11 protein-coding genes are annotated in these 12,467 nt (G+C 74.2%); all 11 read left to right on the plus strand.

Annotated features, from left to right (window positions below; genetic code table 11):
* The first annotated feature begins 3 nt into the window (after positions 1-3).
* The 11 genes from SNE206_RS06155 (at position 4) to SNE206_RS06205 (ending at position 12,380) form a co-directional block, all read left to right on the plus strand.
* Complete coding sequence (locus tag SNE206_RS06155) at positions 4-1,329, plus strand: hemolysin family protein (protein WP_407912323.1); 1,326 nt, start codon at positions 4-6, stop codon at positions 1,327-1,329.
* Positions 1,330-1,413: 84 nt separating this feature from the next.
* Entirely contained in the window at positions 1,414-1,644 is a 231-nt protein-coding gene (locus SNE206_RS06160) for a hypothetical protein (RefSeq protein WP_407912324.1), read from the plus strand.
* Between the two features lie 18 nt (positions 1,645-1,662).
* A complete protein-coding gene (locus SNE206_RS06165) occupies positions 1,663-2,199 on the plus strand; it encodes a DUF4383 domain-containing protein (RefSeq protein ID WP_407912325.1) in 537 nt (178 codons plus the stop codon).
* A gap of 126 nt (positions 2,200-2,325) precedes the next feature.
* Entirely contained in the window at positions 2,326-3,327 is a 1,002-nt protein-coding gene (locus tag SNE206_RS06170; RefSeq protein WP_407912326.1) for an aldo/keto reductase, read from the plus strand.
* Between the two features lie 80 nt (positions 3,328-3,407).
* The gene (locus SNE206_RS06175; RefSeq protein WP_407912327.1) at positions 3,408-3,761 is read left to right on the plus strand and encodes a cytidine deaminase; all 354 of its coding nucleotides are present in this window, start codon (positions 3,408-3,410) and stop codon (positions 3,759-3,761) included.
* A 146-nt stretch (positions 3,762-3,907) separates the two neighbouring features.
* Positions 3,908-4,063, plus strand: coding sequence for a hypothetical protein (locus SNE206_RS06180; protein WP_407912328.1), 156 nt, complete (start codon positions 3,908-3,910; stop codon positions 4,061-4,063).
* Between the two features lie 46 nt (positions 4,064-4,109).
* Positions 4,110-5,039: a GTPase Era gene (gene era, locus SNE206_RS06185; protein WP_407912329.1), complete on the plus strand. Its 930-nt coding sequence runs from the start codon at positions 4,110-4,112 to the stop codon at positions 5,037-5,039.
* 405 nt (positions 5,040-5,444) lie between these two features.
* On the plus strand, positions 5,445-5,840 hold the full coding sequence (locus tag SNE206_RS06190; protein WP_407912330.1) for a hypothetical protein: 396 nt from the start codon (positions 5,445-5,447) through the stop codon (positions 5,838-5,840).
* On the plus strand, positions 5,837-6,844 hold the full coding sequence (pstC, locus tag SNE206_RS06195; RefSeq protein ID WP_407912331.1) for a phosphate ABC transporter permease subunit PstC: 1,008 nt from the start codon (positions 5,837-5,839) through the stop codon (positions 6,842-6,844). The genes SNE206_RS06190 and pstC overlap by 4 nt, the downstream gene beginning before the upstream one ends.
* Positions 6,841-9,750: a phosphate ABC transporter permease PstA gene (gene pstA / locus SNE206_RS06200; protein ID WP_407912332.1), complete on the plus strand. Its 2,910-nt coding sequence runs from the start codon at positions 6,841-6,843 to the stop codon at positions 9,748-9,750. Before pstC ends, pstA begins: the two co-directional genes overlap by 4 nt.
* Positions 9,747-12,380, plus strand: coding sequence for a hypothetical protein (locus SNE206_RS06205; protein ID WP_407912333.1), 2,634 nt, complete (start codon positions 9,747-9,749; stop codon positions 12,378-12,380). Before pstA ends, SNE206_RS06205 begins: the two co-directional genes overlap by 4 nt.
* The last annotated feature ends 87 nt before the right edge of the window (positions 12,381-12,467 follow it).

A 12,467-nucleotide genomic window follows, 5' to 3' on the forward strand; every position in this document is an offset into this window, starting at 1 on the left:
TCGGTGAGCGGTGAAAGTACGAGCCTGCTGGTCGGGGCCCTGCTGCTGGTCGTCCTCGGCTGGCTGGCGGCCTGCGCGGAGGCGGGCATCTCACGGGTGTCCCGCTTCCGGGCGGAGGAGGCCGTCCGGGCAGGCCGCAAGGGCTCGGCCCGGCTGCTGACCCTGGCCACCGACCCGATCCGCTACCTCAACCTGGCCACCCTGATCCGGGTGGCCAGCGAGATGGCGGCGGGCGTCCTGGTGACCGTGGTCTGCATCAGCAGTTTCGACCGCACCTGGCAGGCCGTGCTGGTGGCCGTCGGCGTGATGGTGCTGGTGTCGTTCGTCGCGGTGGGCGTCTCCCCCCGCACGATCGGCCGGCAGCACCCGCTCACCACGGCGACCACGGCCTCCTTCGTGCTGCTGCCGCTGGCCCGGATCCTCGGGCCGATCCCGCGGCTGCTGATCCTGCTGGGCAACGCGCTGACCCCCGGCAAGGGCTACAAGGAGGGGCCGTTCGCCTCCGAGGCCGAGCTGCGGGCCCTCGTCGACCTCGCCGAGAAGGACGACCTCATCGAGGACGAGGAGCGCCGCATGGTGCACTCCGTCTTCGAGCTCGGCGACACCATCGTCCGCGAGGTGATGGTGCCGCGCACCGACCTGGTGATGATCGAGCGGCACAAGACCGTCCGGCAGGCGCTGACCCTGGCGCTGCGCTCCGGCTTCTCCCGGATGCCGGTGGTCGGCGACAACGAGGACGACGTGGTCGGCATCGTCTACCTCAAGGACCTGGTGCGCCGCACCCACGTCAACCGGGAGTCCGAGTCCGAGCCGGTCGGCCAGGTGATGCGCCCGGCCGTGTTCGTGCCGGACTCCAAGCCCGCGGGCGACCTGCTGCGCGAGATGCAGCAGATGCGGTCGCACGTGGCGATCGTGATCGACGAGTACGGCGGCACCGCCGGCCTGGTCACCATCGAGGACATCCTGGAGGAGATCGTCGGGGAGATCACCGACGAGTACGACCGGGAGATCGCCCCGGTCGAGGACCTCGGCGACGGCTCGTACCGGATCACCGCCCGGCTGCTGGTCGAGGACCTCGGCGAACTCTTCGGGCTGGAGCTGGAGGACGAGGACGTCGAGACCGTCGGCGGCCTGCTCGCCAAGCACCTGGGGCGGGTGCCGATCCCCGGCTCGTCCTGCGACATCCCGGTGCCCGACGAGGACGCCACCGACCTGGTGGCGATCCGGCTGAGCGCGGAGAGCTCGGCGGGCCGCCGCAACCGCATCGGCACGATCGTCGCCGCGCCCGTCCGGCAGCCCGCCGACAGCGAGGCCGTCGACGCGCCGTAGCGCCGTTCCGTGCACGACCGGCCCCTCCCGGTGAGGGGCCGGTCGCGTTTGGCGAGGACGGCCGGGGGCGCGCACCCTGGAGGTATGACGCATCAACTGCGCGCGGAGTACGGCCCGGCCGGGCGGTCCGGCGAGGTCAGGAGATGGCACATCGTCCGGACCGCCGGTGCCGACGAGGGCATGTGCGGCGCCAAGATCGAACCCGATGCCGAGACCAGGCCCGAGACGGACTGGGGCAGAGGACTGCGGACCTGCCAGCAGTGCGGGTCGCTCTATCTGCACGAGGTTCCCTTCCACCGGGCCGAACACGGCTGACGCGGAGCGGAGGCAGCGATGAAACTGCAAGACGAACTCCCCGTCGACCACCGGCTGGCGACCGTCTACCGGTACGGAGCCGGTCTCGGCGGCGTGTTCCTGCTGGTCTTCGGCATCCTCGGCCTGTTCGACCATACGGGCTTCCTGGACACCAGCGGCAAGGAGACCCTGGGGCTCTCCAGCAACGGCGCGCTCAGCGTGCTGTCGATCGTGGTCGGCGCGATCCTCGTCCTCGGCGCGGTGATCGGAGGGAACTTCGCGTCGAACCTCAACATGATCGTCGGCGTGGTGTTCGTCCTCGCCGGCTTCGTCGGCCTGATGGTGCTCGACAGCAGCGCCAACCGGCTGGCGTTCCAGATCCCGAACGTGCTCTTCAGCTTCGTCTTCGGGTTCGTGATCCTGACGTTCGGCATGTACGGCAGGGTGAGCAGCCACCTGCCGCACGACAACCCGTACTGGCGCGATCGCCACAGCGGGCCCGTGACGCAGCCGTCCGGGCCGGAGACCCTCGTCAAGGTGCTCAGGCCAGGCCCGCCGAAACCCGTCGGGCACTGACCGGCACCACCCTCCCGCGGAACCCGGACGCGTGTCCGGGTTCCGCGGTGCGGGACGATTTTGACGCACCGTCAGGTCGCGGTGCAGAGTGGGACCGTTCTGGACCCCACCCTGAGGAGTGCCCCGATGAGCCAGCGCCTGCTCGGCGGACTGCCCACGGCACCGGTCGGCTACGGGGCGATGGTGCTGTCGCCCGGCGTGTACGGGGAGATCGACGACGGCCGCGGCGTCGCGGCCCTGCACGCCGCCCTGGACGCCGGCGCCACGATGATCGACACCTCCGACGGCTACGGCGCCGACGGCCACAACGAGCAGCTCGTCGGCCGGGCGCTCGCCGGGCGGCGCGACGAGGTGGTGATCGCCACCAAGTTCGGCTTCCGCATCCCCGACGGCGCCAAGCCGCACACCTTCCCGGTCACGTACTCCTTCGGCGAGCTCGCCGTCAACGCCGAGCCGCAGTACGTCCGCGGCTACGCGGAGCAGTCGCTGCGCAACCTCGGCACCGACGTCATCGACCTCTACTACCCGCACTTCCCGGACCCGGAGGTGCCCTTCGAGGACACCGTCGGCGCCGTCGCCGAGCTGGTCGCCGCCGGGCTCGTCCGGCACCTGGGCCTCTCCAACGTCACGGCCGACCAGCTGCGCGCCGCGCACGCCGTCCACCCCGTGGCCGCCGTGCAGACGCAGTGGTCGATGTGGCAGCCGGTGGACCCCGCGCTGCTCGCCGCGGCCCGGGAGCTCGGGGCGGGCCTGGTGGCGTGGAGCCCGCTCGGCGGCGGGTTCCTCACCGGCACCGTCCAGCAGGTCGCCGACGGTGACTTCCGGCAGCACATGCCGCGCTTCGACGCCGCCAACCTCGCCGCCAACAACGACCGCTACGCCCCGCTGCGGGGCATCGCCGTGGAGCTCGGCCTCACCCCGGGGCAGCTCGCGCTGGCCTGGCTGCTGCACCAGGACGAGCACGTCGTGCCGATCCCCGGCAGCCGCACCCCGGCGCACATCGAGGAGAACCAGGCCGCCGCGGCCGTCGAGCTCGACGCGGGTGTCCTGGCCCGGATCGACGACGCCCTGGCCGCCTTCGCGCCGGCGGGCGAGGGCGCCCTGCTGTCCGGTGCCGAGAGGTCCTGAGCGCCCCCGCGGGCCGGCCGGACGCCCCGGCGGCGGACGCCCCGGCGCGTGATCGCCACGGGCGCCTATGCTCAGGCCTCATGACTGAGCTCACCGAACTGGACCCCGAGGACAAGAAGATCATCACCCTGGCCCGCTCCGTCCGCGCCCGCAACGGCGTGGCGGAGGGGGCCGCGGTGCGCGACGAGACCGGCCGCACCTACGTCGCCGGCAGCGTGGCCCTGGAGTCGCTGCGGCTCAGCGCCCTGCAGACCGCCGTCGCCATGGCCGTCGCCAGCGGCGCACAGGGCCTGGAGGCCGCCGCGGTGGTCAGCGACGCGGCCGAGCCCGCCGAGGCCGACCTGGCCGCCGTCCGCGACCTCGGCGGGGCCGGTACGCCCGTGCTGCTGGCCGGCGCCGACGGCGCCCTGCGGCTGCGCGCCGAGGCCCGCTGAGGCCCGCTGAGGCCTGCGGGCGCCGTCGGCGGCCCGCTGCCGGGCCCGCGGCGGACGGCCGGATCCCTGCGGTCCGGCCGTCCCGCGCTCCCCGCCGCCCCGCCCGGACGGATAGTCTGATCATCCGTTCGTCAGGGGGAGGGGAGATGGGCGTCCTCGCGTTCTTCGCAGGGCTGCTGCTCACCGTCATGGGCTTCGGCCGCTGGCGCGAGACCGGCTCGCCGTACTGGCTGATCGGCTCGCTCGTGCTGCTGCTGCTCGTGCTGGTGGGCGCCATGACCGGCAGGAAGAAGACCGGCTGAGGGCGGCGGTCCGCCCGGCCCCCGGTGATCAGGGAGAATGGGGCGCATGAATGCCCCTTCCTCCCCGTACCGCTCCGGGTTCGCGTGCTTCGTCGGCCGTCCCAACGCGGGCAAGTCGACCCTGACCAACGCGCTGGTCGGGACGAAGGTCGCGATCACCTCCGACCGTCCGCAGACCACCCGGCACACCGTGCGCGGCATCGTGCACCGCCCGGACGCGCAGCTCGTCCTGGTCGACACGCCAGGCCTGCACAAGCCGCGGACCCTGCTCGGCGAGCGGCTCAACGACCTCGTCCGCTCCACCTGGGCGGAGGTCGACGTGATCGGCTTCTGCCTGCCCGCCGACCAGAAGCTCGGCCCCGGCGACAAGTTCATCGCCAAGGAACTCGCCGGGATCAAGAAGACCCCCAAGGTCGCGATCGTCACCAAGACCGACCTCGTCGACTCCAAGCGGCTCGCCGAACAGCTCATCGCGGTCCACCAGCTCGGGCTGGAGCTCGGCATCGAGTGGGCCGAGATCATCCCGGTCTCCGCCGTCGGCGACCAGCAGGTCGGCCTGGCCGCCGACCTCCTCAGCAAGCTCCTCCCCGAGGGCCAGCCGCTCTACCCGGACGGCGACCTCACCGACGAGCCCGAGCAGATCATGGTCGCGGAGCTCATCCGCGAGGCCGCCCTGGAGGGCGTCCGCGACGAGCTGCCGCACTCGCTGGCCGTGGTCGTCGAGGAGATGCTGCCCCGCGAGGGCCGGCCGGCGGACCGCCCGCTGCTCGACATCCACGCCAACGTCTACATCGAGCGGCAGAGCCAGAAGGCGATCGTCATCGGCGCCAAGGGCTCCCGGCTCAAGCACGTCGGCACCACCGCCCGCAAGCACATCGAGGCGCTGCTCGGCACGCCGGTCTACCTCGACCTGCACGTCAAGGTCGCCAAGGACTGGCAGCGCGACCCCAAGCAGCTGCGCAAGCTCGGTTTCTGAGCCCGCACCGCCAGGGCCCGCCGGCATCCGCCCGGCGGGCCCTTCGCATGCCCGCACGGCACGGGTCCGCACGGCACGGGTCCGCACGGCACGGGTCCGCACGGCACGGCGCACGGCGACGGCGCACGGTCCGCGGAGCCGTCGGGGAGTGCCTGAGGGGCCCGCCGGGGGTGCCGGGGGGTGCCCGCCGGGGTCCGTCCGGGAGCGCGGTGGAGGGGTCGCCGCGGGGGCCGTGCGGCGTGACGCCCGTAGAGTGTGTACGGACGGTGAGTGAGTCGTGGAGAACCCGCGCACCACCCGTTCACATCCGCCGTGTCCGGCGTTCATGCGGCGGCATCCGGTCATCCTTCGGCACCCGAGACGGTCTCTTCCGGCCACAGAGCGCTCCGGAAGGCGAATACCGGCATGGGACAGCCGCGGTTCCTGATCGTCAGCAGACCCGCGACGGCGGACCCCCAGCGGGACACCACCGTCTGGCGGCTGCTCGGTGCGAACAACCGTCACCTCGGGCAGAGCGGCGAGGACTTCGCGTCCGTCCCCGCCTGCCTGCACGCCATCGAACAGCTCCGCCGCGGCCTGGACCGCGGACGGCCGTCCATCGGCTCCGTCCAGCACGGACAGCAGTGGCGCTGGCGGCTGGATGTCGACGGTCGCACCGTCGCCTGCTCCACCCGCGCCTACCGCCGCCAGCGCGAGTGCCAGTACAACCTGGCCCGCTTCCTGGCCGGGGCCCGCGGCGTCGACGACGGCCCGCTCGGCCGTCCGGCCCCCGTGGTGCGGCTCCGCGGCGTCGGCACGTGACCGCCCCCGCCCCCTCGGCCGGGGCCCCCGACACCCCCCGGGTGCTGCGCACCGACGTCGGCCTCGCCGACCGGATCTTCCTCGCCTGGGCCCGCGGCAGCGGCGCCCTCGTGCTGGTCGTCATGCTCTCCGTCGGCGGCTACCTCGCCGTGCGGGCGAGCACCGCCCTGCGCACCGCAGGCCTGTCCTTCCTCACCGTGCAGGACTGGAACCCGGACGGCGGGCACGGCCAGTTCGGCATCGCCGCGGTGATCACCGGCACCGTCCTGATCGGCGGCATCGCGGTCGGCCTGGCCGTGCCGCTCGCCCTCGGCTGCGCGCTGTACATCAGCGAGTACGCGCCGCGCGGCCTGCGCCGCACCCTGGTCGGCCTGGTCGACCTGATGGCGGCGGTGCCCAGCGTCGTGTACGGCGTGTGGGGCTTCGTGCTGCTGCAGTACGAGCTCGCGGGCACGGCCCGCTGGCTGTCCACGTACCTCGGCTGGATCCCGCTGCTGCACGTCGACGGCGTCGACCCGGACGACCCGCTCAACCCGCCGCTGGTCTACACGGCGTCCAGCCTGATGGCCGGCACCGTCGTCGCCTTCATGATCACGCCGATCATGTGCTCGATCATGCGCGAGGTCTTCGACCAGGCCCCGGCGGCGGAGCGCGAGGGCGCCTACGCGCTCGGCTCCACCCGCTGGGGGATGATCCGCACGGTCGTGCTGCCGTTCGGCCGCGGCGGCATCATCGGCGGCACCATGCTCGGCCTGGGCCGCGCCCTCGGCGAGACGATCACCGTGTACCTGATCCTCTCCATGCACTTCGAGATCCAGCCGCACGTCCTGCAGACCGGCGGCAGCGCGGTCGCCCCGCTGATCGCCCTGCGCTACGGCGACTCCAGCCCGTTCTCGGTCTCCGCACTGATGGCCGCCGGCCTCGCCCTCTTCCTGCTCACCCTCGTGGTGAACTTCGCCGCGGCCGCCGTGGTCGCCCGCAGCCGATCGGGGGCCGGCTCGTGACCGACCGCACCACCACCACCGCCACCGTCACCACCGCCACCGCCACCGCCACCGCCACCACCGTCACCCTGCCCCGGACCCCGCGCACCACCGTCGTGCCGCCCGCCGGTCCCGCGGGCGGCCCCCCGCCGGTGCGCCGCCGCACCGGCGGGGGCCGGCCCGGCGACCGCTGGGCACTCGGGGGCAGCCTGGCCGGCGCACTCGCGCTCGGCGCGCTGGTCTTCCAGCGGTTCGCACCGTTCAGCGGCGCGGTCGGCTTCGCCGTGTGCACCTGGCTCGCGTTCCTCGGGCTGTACGCGCTCGTGGTCTCCCGCGACGAGAACGGCCTCGCCGTCCGCGACCGCCTCGCCGCCGCCGTCGTGCACTCCCTCGCCGCGGTCGTCCTGGCGGTCCTCGTGTGGACCGTCGGCTACGTCTTCTGGAACGGCTTCGACGCGCTCCGGCACACCAACTTCTACACCCAGGACCTCTCCGCGGCCGGCCCCGCCGACCCGCTCACCGGCGGCGGCGCCCTGCACGCCGTCGTCGGCACCCTCACCCAGATCACCATCTCGCTGGCGATCACCATCCCGCTCGGCATCAGCTGCGCCGTGTTCCTGAGCGAGGTGCCCGGCCGCTTCGCACGGCTGGTGCGCACCCTCGTCGAGGCGATGACCGCGCTGCCCTCCATCCTCGCGGGCCTGTTCGTCTACGCGGTGTGGGTGGTCACCCTCGACTGGCCGCGTTCGGGCCTGGCCGCGAGCATCGCCCTGTCGGTGATGATGCTGCCGATCCTCGTCCGCGCCGCCGACGTGGTGCTCCGGCTCGTGCCCGCCTCCCTCAAGGAGGCGTCGTACGCGCTCGGCGCGAGCCGCTGGCGCACCGTGTGGACGGTCACCCTGCCGAGCGCCCGCTCCGGGCTCGCCACCGCCGTCATCCTCGGCGCGGCCCGCGGCATCGGCGAGACCTCCCCGGTGCTGCTCTGCTCCGGCTACACCAAGAACCTCAACCTCAGCCCGATCGACGGCCGCCAGGCCTCCCTGCCGCTGATGGCCTTCACCCTGGTCAAGTTCCCCAGCGAGCTGCAGGTGGCGCGGGCCTTCGGCGCCGCGGCGGTGCTGCTGGCCCTGGTGCTGCTGCTGTTCCTGCTGGCCCGCGCGGTCGGCGGACGCGGACCCGGCGAGCTGTCGAGGCGTCAGTCCGCCGCCCGGACGCGGAGGTCCGCCGCGGACGCGGCCCGGATGCGGCGGACCGACGCGCCGCACCCCACAGAACCCCGAAAGGCCCCCGTGCACCGCCGAGCCCTCACCCGCACCCTCACCCTGCTCACCGCGCTCGTCCTGTGCGGCACCTCGCTGCTCACCGGGGCGCCCCGGGCCGCCGCGGAGGACTACCGCCGGATCGGCGGGGCCGGGTCGACCTGGAGCCAGAACGCGGTCGACTCCTGGATCAGCAACGTCAAGCAGTACGGCATGACCATCGACTTCGACGGCCAGGGCTCCAGCTACGGCCGCAACCAGTTCAAGAACGGCGCCGCCGACTTCGCGGTCTCAGAGATCCCGTACGGCCTCACCGACGGCGGGCAGTTCGACGCGCCGCCGCCCGTGCCGTTCGCCTACCTGCCGATCGTGGCCGGCGGCACCTCGTTCATGTACAACCTGAAGATCGGCGGCAACCGGGTCACCAACCTGCGGCTCTCCGGCGACACCGTCGCGAAGATCTTCACCGGCAAGATCGCCCGCTGGAACGACCCCGCCGTCCAGGCCGAGAACCCGGGCCTCAAGATGCCGGACGTCGCGGTGCGGCCGATCGTCCGCTCCGACGGCTCCGGCACCACCGCGCAGCTCACCACCTGGATGAGCAAGCGCCAGCAGGGCGTCTGGGACGACTACTGCCGGTCGACCTCGCGCCGCGCCCCCTGCGGCATGACCTCGTTCTTCCCGCTGAAGAGCGGCTCCACCTGGCAGGCGCTCGGCACCTCCGTGGCCGTCGCCAACGCCGTCGCCAACGAGGCCAACGTCGGGGCCATCACCTACGTCGAGTACTCGTACGCGCTCAACAGCCACTTCCCGGTGGTCAAGATGCTCAACAGCGCCGGCTACTACACCGAGCCCAACGGCAGGAACGTCTCCGTGGCCCTCAAGCGCGCGAAGATCAACCCGGCCGACCTCACCCAGCAGCTCGACGAGGTCTACGACAGCCCGGACCGCAGCGCCTACCCGCTCTCCAGCTACAGCTACATGATCGTCCACACCAGCGCGGCCGGGACGTTCAGCCCGGAGAAGGGCCGCACCCTGGCCGCCTTCGGCTACTACTTCCTCTGCGAGGGCCAGAAACAGGCCGACGGACTCGGCTACTCCCCGCTCACCGCGAACCTCGTGCAGTCCGCCTTCGAACAGCTCGCCAAGGTGCCCGGCAGCGAGAAGCGCGCCTTCGACGCCGCCAAGTGCGCCAACCCGACCTTCGGCTCCGGCGGCCGCAACCCGTACGCCGACAGCGCCGCCCCGCCGCAGGACTGCGACAGGAAGGGCTCCGCCACCCAGTGCGCCACCGGCACCGGCGGCGCCCGCCAGACCACCCCCACCGGCACCGGGGGCACGGGCGGCGGCACCGGCGGCACGGGCGGCACCGGCGGCGCCGCGGGCGGTACGGCGGGCGCCGCGGGAACCACCGGCGGCACCGGCGGGACGAGCGGCGCGGCGGACGGCACCGGCTCCACCGGGGCCGACCCCGCCCTGGACGGCGGCGGCGCCGCCACCGGCGGCACCGGCCAGCAGCTCACCGGCGACTCGGTCGCCATCGCCGCCGGCTCCGGCACCGGCCTGCGGCACGCCCTCATGCTGATCGCCGGCGTGCTGCTCGGCGCCGTCATCGTGCTGCCGCCGCTGGTCGCCGGCCGCGCCGCCCGACGGGAGGCCCGGCGATGAGCGCCCGCACCCTCCGCACCTCCGCCCGGCGGGCGCTGCGCACCGGCGCCGTCCTCGCCCTGCTGCTCGGCACCGCCGCCGGAGCCTCGCTCTCCACCGGCACCGGCCCGGGCCCCGTCCCCGCCGCGGCGGCCGGGACGGCCTCCCCGCAGATCCCCGTCGACCCGGTCACCGGCGCCCCGGTGCCGATCGACGGCCCGGCCGCGGCCCCGGCGGCCGGCCCGGCCGCCGCCCCCGCCCCGGCCGGCACCCAGGCCCGCCGCGACCTCGGCCGGGCGCCCGGCGCGGCCCGGCTCGCGCCCGCCGCCACCGGGGCCGCCACCGCCGCCGACCCCGTCACGGTCACCGGCAGCGGCGACTTCGCCGGCCTGGAGGTGACGGTCGGCCAGACCGGCCACCTCGTGAACCAGGTGGTCGCCGTCACCTGGACGGGCGGCCGCCCGACCGAGCCCAGCCCCATGGTCTTCGCCCGCAACTACCTGGAGATCATGCAGTGCTGGGGTGACGAGGAGACCGGCCCCGACCGCTCCCAGTGCCAGTACGGCGCGACCAAGGGCGACAGCCGCGGCGGCGCCTTCGTACCCAGCCGCCAGCTCAACTACGGCCGCACGCTCATCGACCCGGCCGAGACCGTGCGGCCCGCGAAGGAGAACGAGAACGCGTACGTGCCGTTCCGGCCCGCCACCGGCGACCCGGCCGAGACCGGCGGCAGCAGCCAGTACTTCGACATCCAGTCGACCAACGAGGTGCCCTTCGCGCCGACCCGCGCCGACGGCACCGGCCAGGTCTACTTCGAGGTGCAGACCGGCTCCCAGGCCCCGGGCCTCGGCTGCGGGCAGACGCCCCAGGGCCGGACCGGCCCGTTCACCGAGGGCCGCCGCTGCTGGCTGGTGATCGTGCCGCGCGGCGACAAGGAGGTCGACGGGCAGGCCCCCAGCGGGCAGTCCGGGCAGCTGCAGTCGTCCCCGCTGTCCGCCACCAACTGGCAGCAGCGCCTCGTCGTGCCGCTGCACTTCGAACCGGTCGGCATCTCCTGCCCGATCGGCAGCCCCGAGCGGCCCACCCTCGGCACCGAACTCGCCGAGGAGATGATCGCCCGGTGGCAGCCGGTGCTCTGCCAGCAGGCCGGCGGCATCTTCAGCTTCACCCGGCTCACCGACGACCGGGCCCGCGCCCGGCTCCAGGACGGCGACCCCGGCCTGGTCTACGTCGGGGCCCCGCTCGCACCGGCCGAGCAGACCCCCGGCCGCGACCCCGTCTACGCGCCGGTCGCCGTCTCGGGGCTCACCATCGCCTTCGACATCGAGAGCCAGTCGTACTCCCGCACCCCGCCCGAGGTCCGGCAGCGGGACGGCGAACGGATCACCGACCTCAGCCTCACCCCGCGCCTGGTCGCCAAACTCCTCACCCAGAGCTACCGGTTCGCCGCCAACCCGGGCGACCCGGACATCCCCGCGGACAACCCCGCCGACCTCACCTCGGACCCGGAGTTCCTCGCGATCAACCCGCAGTTCAAGGACCTCTACTTCCCGTCCCGGATCCCCGACCTGCTGCTGCCCTCCGGCGAGGGCGACGGCCCCCTGCTGGTGTGGCGCTGGCTGTTCGCCGACCCCGACGCCCGGGACTTCCTCGCCGGACGGCCCAGCCCGACCTGGCACGACTCCGTCAACAAGCGGTACCTGACCACGCCCGTCACCGCGCCGAAGTCGAACTACTCCAAGGTCGACGACTACTGCCTGGCCTTCCCGGACGACGAGACCGGCCGGCCCCCCTGGTGCAACTTCGACTCCCACCCCTTCGCCAACAGCATGAGCGAGGGCGCCCGCGCCGCCGCCCGCGGAGACACCCTCGCGAAGTCCGTGTGGGACGCCACCACCACCCCCGGCTCGCTCAGGAAGGCGCCCCCGCAGGCCCAGGGGCTGCGCGGCGTGCTCGTCCTGACCACCACGGCGCTCGCCGACCGGTACGGCCTCGACACCGCGAAACTCCGCAACACCGCGGGCGAGTTCGTCGCACCGGGCACCGCCTCCCTGCTCGCCGCGGCCGCGGCCGCCACCCCCGGCGCGGTGGCCGGGGTGCCGGTCGTCGACCCGGCGGCCAGGACCGCCGGCGCCTACCCGCTGACCTCCGTCACGTACGCGGCGACCGTGCCCGCCGCCCTCGACCGGGCGAGCGGCGCCGCGTACGCCTCGCTGCTGCGCTACGCGGTCGGCGACGGCCAGACCCCGGGCGTCGCGGCCGGCCGGCTCCCGGCCGGCTACGCCCGACTGCCCGACGCCCTGCGCCGGCAGACCCTCGCGGCCGCCGACCGCATCGCGGCCGGCGCGGGCGCGGCGACCCCCGCACCCACGGGCAGCGGCACCCGCAGCACCGCCGGTCCGGCCGGCGCCCGCGGGCCCGGAGGGTCCGGCGGCACCGGATCCTCCGACACCGGCCCGGCCGCCCCGGCGCCCGTCCACAGCCCGGTCACGCTGGCCCCGGCCGCCGACGCGGCCCCCGCCGCCCGCACCGGGCGGACGGAGGTCGGCCCGCTGCGGCACGTGCTGGTCGCGGTGCTGGTCGCCGGCCTCGCCGCGGCGGCCGCGGGCGCGTACGTGCCGCGGGTGCTGCGCCGCCGCATCCGGCCCTGACCGAAGACCTCCTGACCTCCCGTTCCGCCGACGCAGGTGCGCCACCACCCGGCCGGGGTCCTCCGGCCGGGTGTCCAGAACGCCGTT

Source organism: Kitasatospora sp. NE20-6 (assembly GCF_045862635.1).

Excerpts from the sequence above, each read along its gene's own strand:
- SNE206_RS06205 (WP_407912333.1), top strand. The coding sequence starts at position 9,747 with ATGAGCGCCCGCACCCTCCGCACCTCCGCCCGGCGGGCGCTGCGCACC.
- SNE206_RS06170 (WP_407912326.1), top strand. The coding sequence starts at position 2,326 with ATGAGCCAGCGCCTGCTCGGCGGACTGCCCACGGCACCGGTCGGCTAC.
- SNE206_RS06160 (WP_407912324.1), top strand. The coding sequence starts at position 1,414 with ATGACGCATCAACTGCGCGCGGAGTACGGCCCGGCCGGGCGGTCCGGC.
- SNE206_RS06175 (WP_407912327.1), top strand. The coding sequence starts at position 3,408 with ATGACTGAGCTCACCGAACTGGACCCCGAGGACAAGAAGATCATCACC.
- SNE206_RS06165 (WP_407912325.1), top strand. The coding sequence starts at position 1,663 with ATGAAACTGCAAGACGAACTCCCCGTCGACCACCGGCTGGCGACCGTC.
- SNE206_RS06190 (WP_407912330.1), top strand. The coding sequence starts at position 5,445 with ATGGGACAGCCGCGGTTCCTGATCGTCAGCAGACCCGCGACGGCGGAC.
- era (WP_407912329.1), top strand. The coding sequence starts at position 4,110 with ATGAATGCCCCTTCCTCCCCGTACCGCTCCGGGTTCGCGTGCTTCGTC.
- SNE206_RS06180 (WP_407912328.1), top strand. The coding sequence starts at position 3,908 with ATGGGCGTCCTCGCGTTCTTCGCAGGGCTGCTGCTCACCGTCATGGGC.